Genomic DNA, 19,311 nt, shown 5'->3' on the forward strand with positions numbered 1-19,311 from the left:
AATTCTCCAACGGAAACTTGATGATCTGTTGCGACATGACCCGGATCGGATGACCGGGTCGGTGGTTACTTCTTCAGTTCGCGCAGTACCGCGAACGGATTTTCGGAGCGCTCATCACCGGCGGTATCGTCTTCCGGTTCGTAGCCTGTCACTTCGTCAGGCAGGCTGCTGTCCGGATTGATCGGAACCAGCGGCAGCACCAACAACAATTCGTCTTCAATCACATCCACCGGATTCAATCGGCCATCCTCGGCCACCAGCAGCGGTTCGCAATCCGGCGGCAAGCCAGCCTCATCGCGCTCCAGTTTGATCAGGCCAAGCCGGGTGTTCACCTCGACCGGCAGTACAAACGGCTCCAGCGTGCGCTGACAGACCAGCGTCAGCGAAGCCTGCGCGCGAACATCGACATAGCTGATGCCGAGGCTGTCGCGCCCGAAATCCAGCTCGAAATGCACCAACCCATCCGCACTCGCCAGCACCTCGCACAGGCGTGACATGGTCGCGATGGGTAGCGTTCCCTCGAACGAACGCCGCGCCGAGACCATGCGCCAAGCGTCCACGGACTCTGGCAGTGTCACGGACATAATCGCGAAATGTTAGGTTCGAAGCCGTCCGAAGTCAACTGGCACGACGCTGGAGCGGCATCAAACCGCTCCAGCAGCCACCTATTTTGCCTGATCCAGCCCCAATGCGGCAGACTGAATCTCCCTGTCATCTGAGCCGCCGCCCTTGAACTCCTACCTGACGCTCGGCACCACCGCACTGCTGGTGCTGTTGATGGCCCTGCTGAGCGCGGCTTGGCTGCTACGCCGACGCCAGGCACAACGCAGCGCCAGCCTGCAAAACCTGCTTGACCTGGCCGACCGGCTGGAAGCGGACCTCAAGACCTGCCGATCCGGCCTGCAGCAGGCGCACGCGGTGATGTCGCTCAATCCCGACCTGCCCGCCGCCAGCGAACAGGACGCGCAACATGCGATCGATGCTGGCCTGCGCGGGTTATTGCAGCAACGCCTGTGGATCCGCGACCGTTCGCCGCGTGCCAGCCAGCAGGAGCTGGACGAGGCCGCCGCCTCGATGCGCAGCACCCGCGATCGCCTGCAACCGCTGCTGCAGGCACTCAACAAGGCCCAGAGCGACCTGAACAGCGCCATGCGCGAACACATCCGACGCGAATCGGATACATGATCGCGCCCCACTCTGCATCGACCCGGATCGTGCTGGGCTCGACCTCGCGCTACCGTGCCGAGCTGTTGCGCCGGCTGGTTGCGGATTTCGAGCAATCCGCCCCGGGCACCGACGAAGCTCCACTGCCGCATGAAGCACCGGCGGAACGCGCCCTGCGGCTGGCCATCGCCAAGGCCGAAGCAGCGGCGAGCGGCGGGCAAGACGCGCTGGTGATCGGCTCCGATCAAGTCGCCGAACTTGACGGACTGATCCTCGACAAGCCTGGCACGGCTGAACGCGCCCGCGCCCAGCTCACCGCCAGCTCGGGCCGCGAAGTGCACTTTCATACCGCGCTGTGCCTGCTCGATACCCGCGACGGACATCGACATACCCATGTCGATCACACCCGCGTGCGTTTTCGCGAACTGGACGCAACAGAGATCACCCGTTACATCGAACGCGAACAGCCGCTCGACTGCGCCGGCAGCTTCAAGTGCGAAGGCCTCGGTATCAGTCTGTTCGAGTCGATCGACAACCGGGACCCCAGCGCGCTGATCGGGCTGCCGCTGATTGCGCTGGCGCAGATGCTGCGCGAAGCAGGCATGGCTCTTCCGTAGATCGCTACACTGCCGCAATCATGAACGCGTAGTGCCCCACATCCCACTGCAGAAGAACCATGTCCGCCATCACCCAGCCACACGAAGAACCACTGAAGCAGCGTCTGGAAGCCGCGATGGCCCAGGTCAACCGCGTGCTGCTGGGCAAGCCGCGCCAGGTGAAACTCGCGTTCACCTGCCTGATCGCCGGCGGCCATCTGCTGCTGGAAGACGTACCCGGCGTAGGCAAGACCACGCTGGCGCATGCACTGGCCGCCACCTTCGCGCTGGAGTTCCAGCGCGTGCAGTTCACCAGCGATCTGCTGCCATCGGACATCATCGGCGTTAGCGTGTACGAGCGCGAGACCGGCCAGTTCCGCTTTCATCCCGGCCCGATCTTCACCGGCCTGCTGCTGGCTGACGAGATCAACCGCGCCAGTCCGAAGACACAGAGCGCGCTGCTGGAAGCGATGGCCGAAGATCAGGTCACCATCGATGGTCAGACGCATGCGCTGGCGCAACCGTTCTTCGTCGTCGCCACGCAGAATCCGCTCGACCTCAACGGCACCTTCCCGCTGCCCGATTCGCAGCTCGACCGTTTCATGCTGCGACTGTCGCTGGACTATCCGGATGCCACCGCCGAACGCGCTTTGCTTACCGGTAGCGATCGTCGGGACCTGCTGGCACAGCTGATGCCGCAACTCGATGGCCATGCGCTGATCGCGTTGCACCAACAGGCGCAGTCGATCACTGCCAGCACCGCCCTGCTCGACTATCTGCAGGCCCTGCTCGCCGCCAGCCGCCGCCACGCCGACATCCGTGTGGGCCTGTCGCCACGCGCCGGCCTGGCCTTGCTCGGTGCAGCGCGTGCGTGGGCGCTGCTCAGCGGTCGCAGCCACGTATTGCCGGAAGACATCCAGGCGCTGTTCGTGCCATTGGCTGCGCACCGCCTGTTGCCGGCACGCGGTGCCAACGGCGATACGCTGGCGCGACAGCTGCTGGCCGAGGTTGCGGTGGATTGATGCGCGACCAGTTGCAGCGCATCCAGCGATGGGCCGAGCGTCGGCTGCCTGCGCTCACCCGCTATCGCCGCCCCGAAAGCCTGCCGATCGAACTGCATCGGCGACGCATCTACATCGTGCCGAGCGGTTTCGGCATCGGCTTTTCGGTGCTGCTGCTGGTGATGCTGGTCGGTGCGCTGAATTACGCCAACAACGCCGCGCTGCTGCTCACCTGTCTGCTTGGCGCCGCCAGTGCGGCCAGCATGCTGGTGGCGTTTCGCAGTCTGGACGGTCTGCGTCTGAGCCATATCCGCGCCGGTCACGCCGTCGCTGGCCAAGCTATCGAACTCACCCTGGCACTCGACTCCAGCCGCCTGCGCAACGCCATCCGCGTTGATCTTGGGGGCAGCTCCATCGCCTTCGCGATCGATGCCAACACCACCGCGCAGGTGAAGCTGTTGCTGCCCACCGTGCAGCGCGGCTGGCAACCGCTGCCGCGGCTGCGCCTGTGGAGCAGTTGGCCGCTGGGTCTGTTTCGCGCATGGAGTTGGCTGCATCCGGATCAATCGGTGCTGGTATGGCCACAGCCGGAAGTGGCCGGGCCGTCACCACACGCACCGGCCGATGACGCCCGCCACATGCGCCTGCATCGCGGCGACGAGCTGGCCGCATTGCGTGACTATCGCGCCGGCGACCCGCAACGACACATCGCCTGGAAGGCCAGCGCCCGCCACGATCATCTGCTGGTAAAGGATTTCGAGCAGCCGCAAAGCCGTCCACAATGGCAGCTGGACTGGCGTCAATTGAGTGCGCTGGACAACGAGGCACGGATTGCCCGCCTCGCGCGCTGGCTGAACGAAGCGCAGGCCCAACGCTGCAGCTACAGCCTGTGGTTGCCCGGCAACGAAATCGCCAGCAGCAGCGGGCCGCTGCATTACGCGCGCTGCATGAGCGCGCTGGCGCAGTTGCCATGAACTCGTCAATAGCGCGCAGGAAAGCGGTCGAGCTGCCGATCGACGCACGCGCGTTCGATCTGCTTGGCTTGACCATGGCCCTGGTATTGGGTCTGCATTCGCCACACCTGCCCTGGTGGCTCAGCCTCGCGCTGGCACTGACACTTGGCTGGCGCTGGTGGCAACGGCGTCAGCAAACCGGTCGCGTGCCACGCTGGCTCAAGCTGCCGCTGCTGGCTCTGCTGGTGCTGGCGGTGATCGTTCAGTACGGCAACATCTTCGGTCGTGAACCGGGCAGCGCACTGGCGGTCGGCTTGCTGATCCTGAAACTGCTGGAAACCGAGACCGTCCGTGACGCCCGCGTCGGCATCAGCTTTGCCTGTTTCGCGCTGATGGCGGCGCTGTTGTTCGACCAGGGGCTGATCGCCACCGTGGTGGTCGCACTTGGCCTGTTGCCGGCACTGGCCACATTGCGCGCACTGGAACCGGGACAAGCGCCCACCAGCCTGCCGCGCGCCCTGCTGCCGAGCCTGGCATTGTCGGCGGCTGCGCTGCCACTGGCGCTACTGGCATTCCTGCTGGTGCCGCGATTGAGTTCACCGTTGTGGGGCGCGCCAACGCCGGAACAGGCACGCACCGGTCTCAGCGACAGCATGTCGCCAGGCAATTTCACCGAACTGCTCACTGACGATCATCCGGCGATGCGGGTCAGTTTCGATGGCGCACCGCCGCCGGCAAATTTGCGCTATTTCCGCGCCTACGTGATGTGGAATTTCGACGGACGCAGCTGGCGTTATCTCGATACCCGGTATGCCAAGCCACAAGAGCCGGCACCGCTCGAAGCCGATAGCTCGATCCAGTACCAGATCAGCCTGCAACCCACCCGTCAACGCGTACTGCCTACGCTGGATGTGCCGCTGCAGGCACCGGCGCAGGCCATCCTGCAGCCTGACCGTGAAGTGCTGGCCGACAAGCCGGTGAACGATCAGCTCAGCTATTCCGCGCGCTCCGCGTTGCATTATCGGCTGCAGCCCACGCTGGACGAACGTTCGCGCCGCCTCGGCCTGCGGCTGCCAGCGAATTTCAATCCGCGCACGCACGCACTGGCCGCCCAATGGCGGCAACGCTACGGCAGCGACGATGCCGCGATCGTGCAGGCTGCGCTGACCCTGTTTCACGATGGCGGCTTCCGCTACACGCTGGCACCGGCCCCGCTGGGGCGCGACTCGGTGGACGATTTCCTGTTCGACACCCATGAGGGTTTCTGCGAACACTATTCGTCGGCGTTCACCGTGCTGATGCGCGCCGCCGGGATCCCGGCGCGGGTGGTCACCGGCTACCAGGGCGGCTACTGGAACAAGCTCGGCGAATACCTGCTGGTGCGCTATTCCGATGCGCATGCGTGGAGTGAAGTGTGGCTGGCCGGGCGCGGCTGGGTCCGCGTCGATCCCACCGGCGCAGTCCGTCCGGAGCGGGTCTCTCTGGGAGCTGCTGCCGCGGCGGGCGATCAACTGAGCTGGTATCGCAATGACTGGCTGCAAGGTCTGCGCAATCACTGGGACATCGTCAACCGCTGGTGGGATCAGGGCGTTATCGGTTTCGACGCCTTGCGTCAGCGCGGTCTGCTGACGCCGTTTGGCATCCGCGATACCGACACCGCGACGTTGGGCGTGTTGCTGGCGATCAGCAGCGTACTGTTCATCGCGATCGGGCTGGCGTGGGCCTTGTTGCGTCGGCGGACACGGGATCCGTTGCGTGACGCGCTGCGCGAGCTGGAACGAAAGCTCGCACGCATGGGCGTCGTACGCCGGCTCGCCGAAGGTCCACAGCATTATCTGAGCCGCGCCGCGCGTGCGCTGCCCGATCAACGCGACGAACTTGCGAGGTTGATGAGTAGTTACCTGGAATTGCGTTACGCCCATGACGAACCGTCGCCTGAATCGTCGCGTGTGTTTCAACGCGCCGTGCGGGATTTCCGGGTCGCCGGCGTGGTCAAATAAGAGCCGACGCGATGGCGCATGCCATCGCCCATGATGGAGATACCCCATGTCCCTGTACAGCCCACTTACCCTCGCCGCAGCCCTCGCCTTGCTGGCCGGTTGCGCGACGATCCCCAAACCGCTGGAAGGCACCTACACCGACGTCTCCACCACCAGCGCCCAGCAAGGTGGCGCCGGTGGCACCCGCGTCCGCTGGGGCGGCGAGATCATCAAGACCGAGCCGGGTCCGCAGCAGACCTGCTTCTATCTGCTGTCGCGCCCGCTGGACAGCCAGGCGCGTCCACAAGCCGGCAATGCCGGCGAAAACCAGGGCCGCTTCGTCGCCTGTCGCGAGGGTTTCTACGATCCGGAAGTCTTCACCCGCGGACGCGAGCTGACCGTGACCGGCACGCTGCACGGCACCGTGTCGCAGAAGGTCGGCGAGTTCGACTATGCCTACCCGCGCGTGGAAGCCGACGTGGTCTACCTGTGGCCGAAACGCCCGGTCATGGTGGATTACCCGCCCGGCTTCTATGACCCGTTCTGGGGTCCAGGCTTCGGCCCGTACTGGGGCGGCGGCTGGGGTCCCGGATACTGGGGAGGCCCGCGACGGGTGATCATCGTGCGGCCGCCACCGCCGCCGGCACCGAAGTAATACCCACACATGAAAACGCCGGCGAGATGCCGGCGTTTTCATGTGTGGCGTGCGTGTTGCCGCATTCACCCCGGCGGCCAGTGCAGACGTCGGCCGGCCAGCAGATGCACATGCAGATGAAACACCGTCTGCCCACCGTCCTCGTTGCAATTGATCACCGTGCGATAACCCTGCTCGGCAAAACCTTCCCGCTTCGCGTAGTCCGCGGTGGCCAACAGCAGATGGCCAAGTAATTCCGCATCACTTGCGGTCGCATCGTTGAGCGTTGCCAGCGGCCGTTTCGGAATGAACAGCACGTGCACTGGCGCCTGCGGATTCAGGTCGCGAAACGCCAGCACCTCGTCGTTCTCGTAGACGATCTCGGCCGGAATCTCGCGGCGGATGATCTTGCTGAAAATGGTGTCGCTCATCGCCTGTCCCTCGTGATGCATCAATCAAGCAACTGGCGGCTGCCGAACGCGTGCGCCAGGGTGCCGCGGTCGACGTATTCCAGTTCACCGCCAAGCGGGACGCCGTGCGCCAACCGGGTCGGCCGCACACCGCCGGCACGGGCCAGCTGGGCTAGATAGTGCGCGGTGGCCTCGCCTTCCACCGTGGGATTGGTGGCGATGATCAGTTCCTCGATCTCGCCTACGCCCAGACGTTCAGTCAGCTGTGCCAGCCCCAGTTCTTCCGGCCCCAGCCCATCCAGCGGCGACAGCCGCCCCATCAGCACGAAGTACTGGCCGCGATAGCCGGTGGCCTGTTCGATCGCCGCCAGGTCGGTCGGCGATTCGACCACACACAACACCTGCCGGTCGCGACTGCTGCTGGCGCAGAGTGAGCACAGCGACTCCTCGCTGAAATTGCGGCACTGGCTGCAATGGCCAATGCGCTGTATCGCCTGCTCCAGCACGGCAGCCAGTTTCAGGCCACGCTCGCGCTCACGCTCCAGCAGATGGAAGGCCATCCGCTGCGCACTTTTGCCGCCCACACCTGGCAGGCAGCGCAAGGCCTCAATCAGTTCCGCCAGAAGACTTGATCCGTTGCTCACGATCAATCAGAACGGCATCTTGAAACCGGCCGGCAGATTCATCCCGGCGGTGACGCCGCCGAGCTTGTTCTTGCTGAGCTCGGCCACCTTGTTCACCGCATCGTTGACCGCGGCGGCGACCAGATCCTCAGCCATCTCCGGATCATCGGCAAACGTCTGCCGGTCGATCTGCACACGACGCACTTCATGCGAGCCCGTCATCACCACGCTCACCAGACCGCCGCCGGCGCTGCCGGTGACTTCCTGCTTGGCGATTTCTTCCTGTGCACGCTTCATGTCTTCCTGCATGCGCTGGGCCTGCTGCATCAGCTGACCGATCTGTCCTCTCATCTCACTGCTCCGGATTCGTTGTCAAAGGGTTTGATGGACTGCGGCACGACGCGCGCACCGAACTCGCGCTTCATCGACTGCACCAACGGGTCGCCTTCGATCGACTGCTCGGCCGCTGTCTGCGCTGCATCGCGCACCTGCGCCGCACGCGCTGCCGGGGTTTCCGTCACCGCGCCATGGCTGTGGCTGACGAAGCGCAAGCGAATGCGCTCACCGAGCGCCTGCCCGATGCGCTCCTCCATCTGGCTGACCATCGGCTCGACCGCGAGGCTCATATGCGCCGGCTGCAATGCGAGCACCAGGGTCTGTCCATCGCGTTCGCGCAACACCGCATTCTGTGCCAGCAGACCGAACGGGCCGCGCAAGCCGGCACGCTCGATCAGGCTTTCCCAATTCGGCAAGCCACTGGCATCCCGCACCAGCGGAGCCGCAGTCGGGACGATCACCGGACTGGGTGCCGGTGCCGCATGCGCTGGCGGCGCGGAATCCTGGCGGCGCTCTGCCACCGTCGCCGGGCGTGGTGGAGCGGCAGCGGCTGGTCGCGATGAGGGCGGCGCCTGCACGAGGCTGCTTGCCGCCGGGCGTTCCGTACGTGCGGCTGGTGCGCTATCGCTAGGCCGGAACGCCAGCATCCGCAGCAGCGTCATCTCGAAACCGGTGCGTGCATCCGGCGCCAGCGCCAGATCGCGCCGGCCCGAAGTGGCGATCTGGTAATACAGCTGCACGTCTTCCGGCGCGATCTGTTCGGCCAAGGCCGCCAGCGCGTTGTCGTCGTCACTGTCTTCGTCCGGCCGATAGCCGGGAATCAGCTGGATCAGCTGCAGCCGATGCAGCACGCTGGCGATATCGTCGAGCACGCCACCGAAATCCGGTGAGTAAGAAGCGATCTGCGTGCACTCGACCAGCAGCCGCTCGCCATCGCCGGCGGCCAGCGCATCGAGTACGCCCAGCACTTGCCCGCGCGCGACGCTGCCGAGCATGGTGCGCACGTCATCGGCATGCAGCGCACCACCGCCGTAGGCAATCGCCTGGTCGAGCAGCGACAGGCCGTCGCGCAAGGAACCATCGGCAGCACGCGCGAGTTCGCCGATCGCACTGTCTTCGTAGGCAATGTTTTCCGCAGCGAGGATGTGCCGCATCTGGCCGGAGATCTGCTCCGGCAGCAAGCGCTTCAGGTTGAACTTCAGGCAGCGCGACAGCACCGTCACCGGCAGCTTCTGCGGATCGGTGGTGGCGAGCAGGAACTTCACATGCGGCGGCGGCTCTTCCAGCGTCTTCAGCAACGCGTTGAACGCGTTCTTCGACAGCATGTGCACCTCGTCGACCAGATACACCTTGAAGCGACCGCGTGACGGCGCGTACTGCGCGTTCTCGATCACCTCGCGCACATCGTCCACACCGGTATTGCTGGCAGCATCGATCTCCAGCAGGTCGACAAAACGCCCTTCATCCACCGAGGTACACACCGAGCATTCGCCGCAGGGATCAGCCGACTGCCCGCGCTCGCAGTTCAGCGACTTGGCGAAGATGCGCGCGATGGTGGTCTTGCCGACACCACGCGTGCCGGTGAACAGGTAGGCGTGATGCATGCGTCCGGTCTCGAGCGCATTGGTGAGCGCGCGCACCACATGCTCTTGCCCGACCAGCTCGGCGAACTTGCGCGGGCGCCACTTGCGTGCGAGTACCTGATAAGACATGCCTGACTACCTTGGGGCGAACAGTGATTGTGCCAAGTCGGGCGGGGTAAGTCAGTAAACGAGACGGGGAATCAGTCGCCCCGAAAAGGCGGCGGCCCCGCCAGCCACACCCCGGCACCCGAATCATTCGCTACCGTTGCTTCCTTCCGGACCTGGCGGAGTTTGCGAACTATCGTCGCGGGGGGACCGACGGGGCCACCATAGACGTGGGCTGTTAAGCCCTGCCACGACAGCGCGGATAGCTGTCACAGCACTTCATGTAGCGAGAACTCGAAGGTACTCGCACGGTTTCACTCACTGGCGGAGAGAGCGGGATTCGAACCCGCGATAGGTTTTACCCTATACACACTTTCCAGGCGTGCTCCTTCAACCACTCGGACACCTCTCCGCATGGGTGAAACCGCCTTTGCCGGACCTTCAAGCTCCGGCAAAGAAGCGGAAGGATAGCCGCAGGCCCGGATACAGGCAAGCGGATGCAGCTTGATTCAACCCACATCGGCCCGTGGCGTGGACGGTTCGCCCACGGCGATCCGGTCACCGGTAGCCGCGATGCGGTAGCCGAGCGCAGCCAGTGCGGTGCCATCGGCCACACTGCCGTAGTGGTACAGCAGCAGCCGCGAGCGCATCGCTTCGCTCGGATATTCACGTTCGATATCGTCGATGCCGGTGTGTGAGGGATTACCAACCAGGCTGCAATCGTGCGCGATCACTTCATTGCCATCGGCGTAGCGCGCGAGCACTTCGGGAATCGGCCGGGTGTCGCCGGTGTAGACGAAACTGCCATCCAATGCGAGTCCGTACGATGTACCCGGCACATGGTGGCGAGTGGCGAACACGTCGAACCACAGCCCGTCGAGCCAGAAGCCACGCGTGCACGGGACCAGGCGGAATGCTTCCCAGAAATTGACGCCGCCCTCGGCAAGCACTCCCGGATAATCCGCCACGCGCGCCTGCAGCCATGGAATCAGCCCGGCATGCGCAAACAGCCTGGTGGTGCCGCGCAAGTGCGGATCGAACCATAGCCGGATGAACAGCCGCTCCAGCCCGGCCACGTGATCCATGTGGGTGTGCGTGATGTATAGCGCGGGCGGCAAGGCGTCGTAGGCAGCCACGTAGCGATCCAGCGTGTCGGGGCCGCAGTCGATCAGCAGCTGCGGCACGCCGGCGCGCTCCAGCACCACGGCCGAGGAGCCGAGTTCCACCGCATGCGCGGCGCCCACCCCGAGAAAATGCAGATGCCAGTTCATGGAGTCAGCGTACGCCCGTATCGGTAAAGTAGCGGTTGCCAGATGGCTTTTTCGAATGCCGCTTCGCCCTGACTGGCGGCACCGAGCTTGAACAGCGAACGGCGCAGGCGCTGCAGGTTGGCCTGCTGCCACGCATCGGCCGGCGTGCGCAGCCGGCCACGGTCGAAGTCGATCAGGTACAACTCGTCTGATGTCACCAGCACGTTGTGCGCATTCAGATCGGCATGCCAGATTCCGGCGCGATGAAAGCGTGCGACCAGCGCACCGACCTCCTCAGCCAATTCCTCATCCAGCCGACCCGCCGCCAGACACTCGGCCAGTGTCTGCGCATGGGCAATGCGGCGGGTGATCAGATCGGCGCCGTAGAACAGGCTACCCCGGCAGTAACGGGCTGCGACCACGGCCGGCCCTGGCAGACCGAGCCGGGCGATTTCGGCCAGCAGGCGAAATTCCGCGAAAGGGCGCGTGCGATTTGCACCGGTCCACAGATAACGATCACCCATCAGCGCAGCGACCAGGCCACCACGACGGTAATGCCGCAACACGCACTCGCCGGCCGGCGTGGCAATGATCGCCACACCGCCACGACCTCCGGCCTGGGAACGCAACGCATCCCGCCCACGCCAGTAATCCGGCGCAAACCAGTCATGCCCGACTTGTGGCGATACCGCCGCGTCGAACAGAATCGCGCCTTCGGCATCCTTGTAGGTTCGTTCCTGCATCATCATGCCCAGTGATTGCCCTCGATTCTAACCCAGGCCCCATGACAACCCTTGCCTCGATCTGCCTGCTGCGCACCTCCGCCATCGGCGATGTCACCCATGTGGTACCGCTCGTGCGCACCCTGCAACAGGCATGGCCGCACACCGCGTTGACGTGGGTCGTCGGCAAGCTGGAACGCAAACTGGTCGGCGACCTGCCCGGTGTGGAGTTCGTCACGTTCGACAAGGCGGCGGGCTGGGCTGGCATGCGTGCGGTGCATGCAGCGCTGCGCGGACGACGTTTCGATGCGCTGCTGCAGATGCAGGTCGCCATGCGCTCGAATCTGTTGAGTGTGGGTATCAAGGCCGAGCGCCGTGTTGGCTACGACTATGCACGTGCGAAAGACCTGCATAGCCTGGTCATCAACGAACGCATCCCGGCGCGCAATGGCGAACATGTGCTGGATGCGATCGGCAGCTTCTGCGAACCGCTTGGATTGAAGCAGACCTCCGTACGCTGGGACATCCCGATTCCCGATGAGGCGCATGCCTGGGCCGTCGAACAATTGCCCGGCGACGCGCCCACTCTGTTGGTCAGCCCCACTTCCAGTCATGCATTGCGCAACTGGCGACCGGAGCGCTATGCCGCGGTGATGGATCATGCCGCCGCACGCGGTTGGCGCGTGGCACTGGTCGGCGGCCCTTCAGCGATGGAACGCACGATGGCCGATGCGGTGCTGGCCGCGTGCCAACGCACGCCGATTGACCTCACCGGCAAGGACACACTGAAAAAACTGATGGCTCTACTCAGTCGCGCGCAGCTTTTGCTGACACCCGACTCCGGCCCGATGCATATGGCCAACGCCGTCGGCACCAAGGTTCTTGGCCTGCACGCAGCAAGCAATCCGGATCGCTCCGGCCCTTACTCCGACCGCCGCTGGTGTGTGAACAAGTACGACGAGGCCGCGCGCAAATATCTCGGCAAGTCGGCCAGCGAAATTCCATGGGGCAGCAAGATCGAGAAGCCCGGCGTGATGGACCTGATCGGCGTCGACGAAGTGATCGAGCGCTACGAAGCCGCAGCGCGCAAGCTTGGTTTGGACTGAGGCTGCCGCCTCAGACCGCCCGATAGTCCTGGTACGATTTTTCCTCGACCAGCTGCGAACCGAGCTTGAGGTTGATCTCGCGCTTGAACGCCGCACGTTCGTCGTTGCGGAAATACACCGCACGCGCCAGCTCGATGAACTCCTGATCGAACGCCTGCGCGCGCTCCTTCAGACGGATCTTGTCCTCGATGTCCCACAGCAGCTCGTTCACCGCCAGCAGGCGTGCACGCTCGTCGGCGATGTCGGTTTGCGAAGCGGCATGGTTGGCCCAAGTCGCGTTGAGCAGATCCAGCTCGTTGCGCACATTGGCCAGCTTGGCTTCGTCGGTAATCCGCTGCGACTTGATCTCGAGGATGGTGATCTTGTCGATCAGCTCGCCGTAGGACACGGGTGTTTGGATCAGGCTCATGGACTTGTTTCCGTCAAAGAATGATGTTCAGGCAACGGAGCGGAACGCGCCCTGCTGCACCAGGGCACAGACCGTACGCACGTCGCCGTCCATCGCGCGGTCGCGATGCATGAAGCCGATGTGCCGGCGCAGGATCGCATGCGCATCGCGCACGCTGCTGCCAGCATGGAAGTCGCCGGCGTTAGCCAGTGCGGCGGTGAGCTGCTGCACCTCGGCGACAAACTGCGCGTAGTGCGGCTGATCCTCACGCGGTGCGTTGCTGATCTTCGCCACCAGCGCCTGCCAGCCACCGCGACTGGCCAGTCGACGCGCGGCATTCAGCATTGCCTGACGATAGTCCAGCGCCTGTGCGGCCGTATACAGCTCCAGCGCCAGCACGTGACCGAGATCTTCGGTCATCTCCAGCACGTGGCGCGCCTCGTTGGCACCCATCGACACGTGATCCTCGGCGTTCGCGCTGGTCGGCACCGAATACACGCTGGCTGGATGCGCGCGGGTGGCGAGATCGTTGACCAGCGCCGCGGCGGTGTATTGCACGATCATGAAGCCGGAATCGGTGCCGTCCTCGTTGCCGGTGAGAAACGCCGGCAGGCCGTCGTTGGTGGCCGAATCGACCAGCTTGTTGAGCCGACGCTCGGAGATCGAGGCCAGCACCGGGATCGCCGCCTTCACGTAACTCATCGCCAGCGCCAGCGGCATGCCGTGGAAGTGGCCGGCCGAGATCACCTGCTCCTCGATGAACTGCGCGTCTTCGTTGTCCGGGAAGATCAGCGGATTGTCGGTGACCGAGTTCAGCTCGATATCGAACACCCGGCACGCCTGTGCCCAGGCATCACGCACCGCGCCGTGGACCTGCGGCATGCAGCGCAGGCTGTAGGCATCCTGCGGCTGATGCTTCTTGCCACCCTTGAACGGCAGGAAGCGACTGTAGAAAGCCTCGCGACCATGCCGCTGGTTGGCCGGTACCCAGTCCCAGCCAATGTCGAAACTGAGCGCCTGGTCGTCCGGCTCGCTCCACGCCTCGGCACTCCACGACTTGAAGCGCGGCACCAGGTGATACGGAATATCGACCAAGGTGGAACCGGCCAGCAACTCGCGCACATGCGCGGCGGTCTCGACCTGGCCTGGATGCGGACGCAGTGCATGTACTTCGGGGCGCAAGGCACCGCTGCGACCGGCGAACGCGTCCAGTGTCATCGACGCGGCGAGGTCGGCGGTATCCAGCAGTTGCTCCAGCGTATCCAGCGCCAGCACGCCGGTCGCCAGCATCTGGGCGGTGCCGTTGTTGAGCGCCAGACCTTCCTTGAACGACAGCCGGATCGGCGTGAGACCCGCGCGCTTCAGCGCTTCCGCACCCGACAGGCGTTCGCCCTGATAAAACGCCTCGCCACCACCGAGCAACACGATCGCCAGATGCGACAGCGGCGCCAGATCGCCACTGGCGCCGACCGAACCCTTCTCGGGCACCACCGGCACTACACCGGCATTGAGCATCGCGGTCAGCGCCTCGAGCGTGCTCACGCGGATACCCGAGTGACCACGCATCAGCGTATTGATGCGGATCAGCAGCATCGCCCGCACCACGTCTTCGCCGAACGGCTTGCCCACGCATACGGCATGGGTGGTGATCAGGTTGTGCTGGAGTTCTTCCAGCAGCGTGCCCTCGGGCTTGTGCAGATTCCCGCCCGGCAATTCGTCGCGCAGACGATGCGCGCCTAGCAGCTTGTCCGCATTGCTGCCGAAACCGGTGGTGACGCCATAGGTCGGCTCACCACAGCTGACTTTCTCGGCGAGAAAATCCGCCGCGCGCTGCACGCGCTTGAGTCCTGCCGGATCCAGTGAAACCTTGCTGCCGTTGCGTGCCACCGCCACCAGCTGGCCGCGGGTGAGGCTGTTGCCGTCGAGAACGATGGTGTCGAATTTGCTCACTGCTGCCTCACTGATGAATTGTGTCGTCCGTTTACTGATCGCCTGACCGCAGGGGCATTCAGCCCATCGCCGCGGCCTGCTCCAGTTCCACCCGCAAGGTCTTGATCAACTCGCTGCGTGCCACCTCGAACTGATCCTCGCGGCGCAGATCCTTCACCGTCACCACGCCCTTGGCGATCTCGTCCTCGCCCAGCACGATCACGAAACGGATGCCGGCGCGGTCGGCGTACTTGAACTGCTTGCCGAGCTTGCCACCTTCCAGCACCACCTCGGTGGCGATGCCGGCACCGCGCAACTCGCTGGCCAGCGCCAGATAGGCCGGCAGTTGCGCCGCGTCCATCTGGGTCACCAGCACGTCGACCGTGCTGGTCGCTGTGCTGATCAGGCCGGCATCGCGCAGCTGCCAGTACAGGCGGGTCAGGCCGATCGAGATGCCGACGCCGGGCAGCTGCGACTTGGTGTACTGGCTGGCCAGATTCTCGTAGCGGCCGCCGGAGCAGATCGAGCCGATCTGCGGATGATCATTCAGCGTGGTCTCGTAGACCGTGCCGGTGTAGTAGTCGAGGCCACGTGCGATCGACAGGTTCAGCACGTAATGCGTTTCCGGCACGCCGAACGCGTGAATCAGGCCAAGCACTTCCTTCAGCTCGTTGCGGCCCTGCTCCATCGCCTCGGGGCCGGCACCCAGTGCATCAAGCTTGTCGTACGCATCCTGCAGCGAGGTCGAGCGCACCTGCACGAAGGCCAAGATCTTCTGCGCCACCTCGGCACTCAAGCCGAACGTCGCACCAGTCAGCGTGTCGCGCACATAATCGGCGCCACGCTTGTCCAGCTTGTCCACCTCGCGCAGCACCAGCATCTGCTGCTCGCCGTCGACGATGCCAAGGCTCTCGAAATAGCCGCGCATCAGCTTGCGGTTGTTGAGCTGGATGGTGAACGCGCCGATGTTCAGCTCGCGGAACACGCTGTAGATCACCGCCGGAATTTCGGCGTCGTAACGCACCGACAACGCATCCTTGCCGATCACGTCGATGTCGCACTGGTAGAACTCGCGGAAACGACCACGCTGGGCACGCTCGCCGCGATATACCTTCTGCATCTGGTAGCGGCGGAACGGGAAGCTCAGGTCGCGCTCGTGTTCGGCCACATAGCGCGCCAGCGGCACGGTGAGATCGAAGCGCAGGGCCAGTTCGGGCACGTACTGAGTCGTCACCCAACCTTCTTTTGGCTCGCTTACGAGCTCATGCTGCTTCTCAAGCGCACCGGTCGACTGCACGAAGTACACCTGCCGCTCGGTCTCGCCGCCGGTCTTGGTCAGCAGTACGTCGGAGTATTCGATCACCGGCGTCTCGATCGGCAGGAAACCGAAACGCTCGTAATTGCGACGAATCACGTCGAGCATGCGCTGGAATGCGATCTGGTCGAGCGGCAGCAGCTCGAGCACGCCGGGCATGGTGCGGGCCGGGGTAAGCGCCATGGAATCCTCTACTGACGATGGGGGATATTCCGTCTGACGGTTGAGCGCGCGACGGCAGCCGTCAAGATTAGCAGAACGCCATGCGGCTTCCGCAGCCGCGCCGGCAACAGAATGCATTGAAACTGTTGCCAAGCTCCCGCCCGACGATTAAGATACGCGGCTTCCCACGGGGTGTAGCTCAGCCTGGTAGAGCGCTACGTTCGGGACGTAGAAGTCGCAGGTTCGAATCCTGTCTCCCCGACCAAAATTCGATGAAGAAGCCGGCCTTGCGCCGGCTTTTTTATGTCTAACTATTCGATTACAGGTAACGCACTCATTAGTGCCCAGACCCCGGGCTCGTTCGAGCAGCAAGGTTCCCGTCGGGATCCATCGCGCACGCCCCCTTTCGAAGGGCGACCTTGACCCCTTTTTCCAATGGGCCTCCCCAAGGTGTGCAAGCGATCGTTTCCGAGCCGTCATCGAGGCGCACGTGCAGGCGTGCGTATGTGCCACCACTCAGACCGGAAGCCTGAATCGCCTCGGAGCTTTCCACCGTTCCGGAAAGCTGTCTGGCGCCATGATAGATATCGCGATCGGGTGCCAGCACGCCGGCAAGCGCGGCGAGTACCAGCAACAGCAGAAACCCGTAGGCTAGCCATTGCTCCTTTGAAATTCGTCGATGCATTCGGTCAGCTCTCCAGCGCCAGTCCAGCGAGCCGATCAAGCTCGGCTTCGACAAAACCCGCCTCGATCCGTGCCGGTCGGTTGAACGGCCCACGCAGGCTGACGCCCATGTACTCGCGCAGCAGTGCGAAGAATGTGTCGACCGGCTCGACCCCGTCGCGCTCGCAGCAGTGCTGGTACCAGCGGGTACCGGCGGCGACATGGGCGACTTCCTCGCGCAGGATCACTTCAAGGATCGCCACTGTGGCGGTGTCGCCGAGGTGGCGCAGGCGTTCGATCATGCCGGGGGTGACATCCAGTCCGCGCGCTTCCAGCACACGCGGCACCAGCGCCATGCGCGCGGTGTCGTGATGCGCGGTTTTCTCGGCCATCGCCCACAGGCCGTCGTGCGCATCGAAGTCGCCGTAGGCGTGGCCGAGCTCGGCAAGTCGGGCGGACAGCATCGCGAAGTGACGTGCCTCGTCATTGGCGCAACTGGCCCAGTCACGGTAGTACGCGTCCGGCTTGCCGCGATAACGGTAGACCGCGTCCCACGCCAGGTTGATCGCGTTGAATTCGATATGCGCCACCGCGTGCACCAGGGCGGCGCGGCCTTCGGCACTGCCGAGCCCACGCTGCGGAACCTGACGCGCATTCACCAGTTGCGGCTTCGCCGGGCGTCCGGGCGCGCCGATCGACTCAGGCGGTGGCGACGCAGAGTCGGCATGCAGTTCGCTGGCCAGAAAGGCCTGCCAGGTTTCATGGGTGAGGCGCAGTTTCTCGGCCGGGTCGGTGGCGTCGAGGCAGCGTTTGGCAGCAGCGTGGAGATCGGTCATGGAGTTTTTCGCGAGCACCTGCCCCTCACCTCAATCCTCTCCCCAAAGGGGAGAGGAGGCGACAGGAGTCACACCACCCGGCGGGCAGCCTTGGCGTCATCCGAGCGCAGCATCTGGATCTGTTCCAGGTAGCGCTGGTCGAGGCCGGTCACGTATTCGCCGGAGAAGCACGAGGTGTCGAACTGCTTGAGCGCCTCGTTACCATCCTGCACGGCCCAGATCAGGTCCTTGAGATCCTGATAGATCAGCCAGTCAGCACCGAGCATCGTCTCCACTTCCTGCTCGGTATGACCAGCAGCGACCAGCTCCGAGGTGGACGGCATATCGATGCCGTAGACGTTCGGATAGCGCACCGGCGGCGCGGCGGAAGCGAAATAGACGTTCTTCGCGCCGGCGTCGCGGGCCATCTGAATGATCTGCTTCGAGGTGGTGCCACGCACGATCGAGTCGTCGACCAGCAGCACATTCTTCTTGCGGAACTCCAGCTCGACCGGATTGAGCTTGCGGCGCACCGACTTCACCCGCTCGCCCTGCCCCGGCATGATGAAGGTGCGACCGATGTAGCGGTTCTTGACGAAGCCTTCGCGGAACGGCACACCCAGCGCCTCGGCCAGTGCGCTCGCGGCGGTACGCGCGGTGTCGGGAATCGGGATCACCGCGTCGATACCGTGGTCGGGACGCTCGCGCAGGATCTTTTCGGCCAGCTTCTGGCCCATGCGCAGGCGCGCCTTGTACACCGAGACGTTCTCCATCATCGAGTCAGGTCGCGCCAGATAGACATATTCGAAGATGCACGGCGTGTGCAATGCACCTTCGGCGCAGCGGCGGCTGTGCAACTGGCCCTGATCGGTGATGATCACTGCCTCGCCCGGCTCGATATCGCGGATGCGCTTGAAACCGAGCACGTCAAACGCGACCGACTCGGACGCCACTGCATACTCGCGGCCTTCCGCGGTAACACGCTCACCCAGCACCAGCGGCCGGATACCGTGCGGGTCGCGGAACGCGAGCAAGCCATAGCCGAGCACGAGCGCCACGCAGGCATAACCACCACTGGCGCGTGCGTGCAGGCCAGCGACGGCCTTGAAAAGGTGATCAGGGGTCAGCTCCATCCGATCCTGGATCTGCAGTTCGTGTGCCAGCACGTTCAGCAGCACTTCGGAATCGGACTCGGTGTTGATGTGACGGCGATCATCCTCGAACATCTCGCGTCGCAACGTTTCGGTGTTGACGAGGTTGCCGTTGTGCGCGATCGCAATGCCGTAAGGTGAATTCACGTACAACGGCTGCGCCTCGGCCGAACCTTCCGAGCCGGCAGTCGGATAACGGCAGTGACCGATGCCGATGCGTCCGCGCAGGCCGCTCATCGCCGCCTGGCCGAACACGTCGCGCACCAGCCCGTTGCCCTTGTGCAGGCGCAGCCGCGAACCGTCCACCGTGGCGATGCCGGCAGCATCCTGACCGCGATGCTGCAGCACCGTCAGTCCGTCATAAAGCGCCGATGCCACTTCGGTGGTACCGACAATGCCGATGATTCCGCACATGATTGCAGCCTG

General features: G+C 64.3%; 20 protein-coding genes, 2 tRNA genes and 1 other RNA gene. 8 read left to right on the plus strand and 15 right to left on the minus strand.

The window, feature by feature from the left end; all coding sequences use genetic code 11:
- Window positions 1–65: 65 nt before the first annotated feature.
- On the minus strand, window positions 66–545 hold the full coding sequence (locus IE071_RS07010; RefSeq protein ID WP_189440938.1) for a YceD family protein: 480 nt from the start codon (window positions 543–545) through the stop codon (window positions 66–68).
- Between the two features lie 184 nt (window positions 546–729).
- Here IE071_RS07010 and IE071_RS07015 point away from each other — a divergent pair, with 184 nt between their 5' ends.
- Genes IE071_RS07015 through IE071_RS07040 form a run of 6 tightly spaced genes read left to right on the plus strand, consistent with a single transcriptional unit; the run spans window position 730 to window position 6,348 of the window.
- Complete coding sequence (locus IE071_RS07015) at window positions 730–1,185, plus strand: hypothetical protein (RefSeq protein ID WP_189440360.1); 456 nt, start codon at window positions 730–732, stop codon at window positions 1,183–1,185.
- Entirely contained in the window at window positions 1,182–1,781 is a 600-nt protein-coding gene (locus IE071_RS07020) for a Maf family protein (RefSeq protein WP_189440361.1), read from the plus strand. The genes IE071_RS07015 and IE071_RS07020 overlap by 4 nt, the downstream gene beginning before the upstream one ends.
- Before the next feature lie 59 nt (window positions 1,782–1,840).
- Window positions 1,841–2,782, plus strand: a complete 942-nt coding sequence (locus IE071_RS07025) for an AAA family ATPase (RefSeq protein WP_189440362.1) — start codon at window positions 1,841–1,843, stop codon at window positions 2,780–2,782.
- On the plus strand, window positions 2,782–3,735 hold the full coding sequence (locus IE071_RS07030; RefSeq protein WP_189440363.1) for a DUF58 domain-containing protein: 954 nt from the start codon (window positions 2,782–2,784) through the stop codon (window positions 3,733–3,735). Before IE071_RS07025 ends, IE071_RS07030 begins: the two co-directional genes overlap by 1 nt.
- Window positions 3,732–5,714 (plus strand): transglutaminase TgpA family protein, encoded by a 1,983-nt coding sequence (locus tag IE071_RS07035; protein ID WP_189440364.1) that lies wholly within the window; start codon window positions 3,732–3,734, stop codon window positions 5,712–5,714. The genes IE071_RS07030 and IE071_RS07035 overlap by 4 nt, the downstream gene beginning before the upstream one ends.
- 46 nt (window positions 5,715–5,760) lie before the next feature.
- Window positions 5,761–6,348, plus strand: a complete 588-nt coding sequence (locus IE071_RS07040; RefSeq protein WP_189440365.1) for a Slp family lipoprotein — start codon at window positions 5,761–5,763, stop codon at window positions 6,346–6,348.
- A gap of 65 nt (window positions 6,349–6,413) precedes the next feature.
- Here the strand turns inward: IE071_RS07040 and IE071_RS07045 are convergent, their stop codons facing one another.
- The 8 genes from IE071_RS07045 to IE071_RS07080 all read right to left on the minus strand — a co-directional run bounded on the left by IE071_RS07045 (window position 6,414) and on the right by IE071_RS07080 (window position 11,383).
- A complete protein-coding gene (locus IE071_RS07045; protein ID WP_189440366.1) occupies window positions 6,414–6,758 on the minus strand; it encodes a histidine triad nucleotide-binding protein in 345 nt (114 codons plus the stop codon).
- Window positions 6,759–6,778: 20 nt separating this feature from the next.
- Complete coding sequence (gene recR, locus IE071_RS07050; protein ID WP_189440367.1) at window positions 6,779–7,381, minus strand: recombination mediator RecR; 603 nt, start codon at window positions 7,379–7,381, stop codon at window positions 6,779–6,781.
- A 6-nt stretch (window positions 7,382–7,387) separates the two neighbouring features.
- Complete coding sequence (locus tag IE071_RS07055; protein WP_189440368.1) at window positions 7,388–7,711, minus strand: YbaB/EbfC family nucleoid-associated protein; 324 nt, start codon at window positions 7,709–7,711, stop codon at window positions 7,388–7,390.
- A complete protein-coding gene (gene dnaX, locus IE071_RS07060) occupies window positions 7,708–9,408 on the minus strand; it encodes a DNA polymerase III subunit gamma/tau (protein WP_189440369.1) in 1,701 nt (566 codons plus the stop codon). The genes IE071_RS07055 and dnaX overlap by 4 nt, the downstream gene beginning before the upstream one ends.
- 95 nt (window positions 9,409–9,503) lie before the next feature.
- Window positions 9,504–9,600: signal recognition particle sRNA small type (ffs, locus tag IE071_RS07065), an RNA gene on the minus strand.
- Window positions 9,601–9,706: 106 nt separating this feature from the next.
- Window positions 9,707–9,796 (minus strand) — tRNA-Ser (locus IE071_RS07070).
- Window positions 9,797–9,893: 97 nt separating this feature from the next.
- The gene (locus IE071_RS07075) at window positions 9,894–10,655 is read right to left on the minus strand and encodes an MBL fold metallo-hydrolase (protein WP_189440370.1); all 762 of its coding nucleotides are present in this window, start codon (window positions 10,653–10,655) and stop codon (window positions 9,894–9,896) included.
- Window positions 10,652–11,383 carry a 3-deoxy-D-manno-octulosonic acid kinase gene (locus IE071_RS07080; RefSeq protein ID WP_189440371.1) on the minus strand — a complete coding sequence of 244 codons (732 nt, stop codon included), beginning with the start codon at window positions 11,381–11,383 and terminating at the stop codon, window positions 10,652–10,654. Before IE071_RS07080 ends, IE071_RS07075 begins: the two co-directional genes overlap by 4 nt.
- Window positions 11,384–11,418: 35 nt before the next feature.
- Here IE071_RS07080 and IE071_RS07085 point away from each other — a divergent pair, with 35 nt between their 5' ends.
- Complete coding sequence (locus tag IE071_RS07085; protein ID WP_189440372.1) at window positions 11,419–12,462, plus strand: glycosyltransferase family 9 protein; 1,044 nt, start codon at window positions 11,419–11,421, stop codon at window positions 12,460–12,462.
- Between the two features lie 10 nt (window positions 12,463–12,472).
- On the opposite strand, the gene IE071_RS07090 is transcribed toward IE071_RS07085, so the two are convergent.
- From IE071_RS07090 to hisS, 3 genes are read right to left on the minus strand one after another with little or no spacing between them, the layout of a single operon-like run.
- Complete coding sequence (locus IE071_RS07090; protein ID WP_189440373.1) at window positions 12,473–12,871, minus strand: DUF6165 family protein; 399 nt, start codon at window positions 12,869–12,871, stop codon at window positions 12,473–12,475.
- Window positions 12,872–12,898: 27 nt separating this feature from the next.
- The gene (locus tag IE071_RS07095) at window positions 12,899–14,800 is read right to left on the minus strand and encodes an HAL/PAL/TAL family ammonia-lyase (RefSeq protein ID WP_189440374.1); all 1,902 of its coding nucleotides are present in this window, start codon (window positions 14,798–14,800) and stop codon (window positions 12,899–12,901) included.
- Window positions 14,801–14,858: 58 nt separating this feature from the next.
- Entirely contained in the window at window positions 14,859–16,277 is a 1,419-nt protein-coding gene (gene hisS / locus IE071_RS07100) for a histidine--tRNA ligase (RefSeq protein ID WP_189440375.1), read from the minus strand.
- A gap of 167 nt (window positions 16,278–16,444) precedes the next feature.
- Here hisS and IE071_RS07105 point away from each other — a divergent pair.
- A tRNA-Pro gene (locus IE071_RS07105) sits at window positions 16,445–16,521 on the plus strand.
- Window positions 16,522–16,593: 72 nt separating this feature from the next.
- Here IE071_RS07105 and IE071_RS07110 read toward each other — a convergent pair.
- The 3 genes from IE071_RS07110 to purF all read right to left on the minus strand — a co-directional run bounded on the left by IE071_RS07110 (window position 16,594) and on the right by purF (window position 19,299).
- Window positions 16,594–16,941, minus strand: a complete 348-nt coding sequence (locus tag IE071_RS07110; RefSeq protein ID WP_189440376.1) for a hypothetical protein — start codon at window positions 16,939–16,941, stop codon at window positions 16,594–16,596.
- A gap of 4 nt (window positions 16,942–16,945) precedes the next feature.
- Window positions 16,946–17,755, minus strand: a complete 810-nt coding sequence (locus IE071_RS07115; protein WP_189440377.1) for a ferritin-like domain-containing protein — start codon at window positions 17,753–17,755, stop codon at window positions 16,946–16,948.
- Window positions 17,756–17,823: 68 nt separating this feature from the next.
- Window positions 17,824–19,299, minus strand: coding sequence for an amidophosphoribosyltransferase (gene purF, locus IE071_RS07120; RefSeq protein WP_189440378.1), 1,476 nt, complete (start codon window positions 19,297–19,299; stop codon window positions 17,824–17,826).
- Between the last annotated feature and the right edge of the window lie 12 nt (window positions 19,300–19,311).

It is taken from the genome of Rhodanobacter panaciterrae (genome assembly GCF_014651895.1).
GTDB classification, from domain to species: Bacteria; Pseudomonadota; Gammaproteobacteria; order Xanthomonadales; family Rhodanobacteraceae; genus Rhodanobacter; species Rhodanobacter panaciterrae.

Coding starts and splice junctions, on each gene's coding strand:
- IE071_RS07010 (WP_189440938.1), bottom strand. CDS start 545: ATGGTCTCGGCGCGGCGTTCGTTCGAGGGAACGCTACCCATCGCGACC.
- IE071_RS07020 (WP_189440361.1), top strand. CDS start 1,182: ATGATCGCGCCCCACTCTGCATCGACCCGGATCGTGCTGGGCTCGACC.
- IE071_RS07025 (WP_189440362.1), top strand. CDS start 1,841: ATGTCCGCCATCACCCAGCCACACGAAGAACCACTGAAGCAGCGTCTG.
- IE071_RS07030 (WP_189440363.1), top strand. CDS start 2,782: ATGCGCGACCAGTTGCAGCGCATCCAGCGATGGGCCGAGCGTCGGCTG.
- IE071_RS07035 (WP_189440364.1), top strand. CDS start 3,732: ATGAACTCGTCAATAGCGCGCAGGAAAGCGGTCGAGCTGCCGATCGAC.
- IE071_RS07040 (WP_189440365.1), top strand. CDS start 5,761: ATGTCCCTGTACAGCCCACTTACCCTCGCCGCAGCCCTCGCCTTGCTG.
- IE071_RS07045 (WP_189440366.1), bottom strand. CDS start 6,758: ATGAGCGACACCATTTTCAGCAAGATCATCCGCCGCGAGATTCCGGCC.
- IE071_RS07055 (WP_189440368.1), bottom strand. CDS start 7,711: ATGAGAGGACAGATCGGTCAGCTGATGCAGCAGGCCCAGCGCATGCAG.
- dnaX (WP_189440369.1), bottom strand. CDS start 9,408: ATGTCTTATCAGGTACTCGCACGCAAGTGGCGCCCGCGCAAGTTCGCC.
- IE071_RS07075 (WP_189440370.1), bottom strand. CDS start 10,655: ATGAACTGGCATCTGCATTTTCTCGGGGTGGGCGCCGCGCATGCGGTG.
- IE071_RS07080 (WP_189440371.1), bottom strand. CDS start 11,383: ATGATGATGCAGGAACGAACCTACAAGGATGCCGAAGGCGCGATTCTG.
- IE071_RS07085 (WP_189440372.1), top strand. CDS start 11,419: ATGACAACCCTTGCCTCGATCTGCCTGCTGCGCACCTCCGCCATCGGC.
- IE071_RS07090 (WP_189440373.1), bottom strand. CDS start 12,871: ATGAGCCTGATCCAAACACCCGTGTCCTACGGCGAGCTGATCGACAAG.
- hisS (WP_189440375.1), bottom strand. CDS start 16,277: ATGGCGCTTACCCCGGCCCGCACCATGCCCGGCGTGCTCGAGCTGCTG.
- IE071_RS07110 (WP_189440376.1), bottom strand. CDS start 16,941: ATGCATCGACGAATTTCAAAGGAGCAATGGCTAGCCTACGGGTTTCTG.
- IE071_RS07115 (WP_189440377.1), bottom strand. CDS start 17,755: ATGACCGATCTCCACGCTGCTGCCAAACGCTGCCTCGACGCCACCGAC.
- purF (WP_189440378.1), bottom strand. CDS start 19,299: ATGTGCGGAATCATCGGCATTGTCGGTACCACCGAAGTGGCATCGGCG.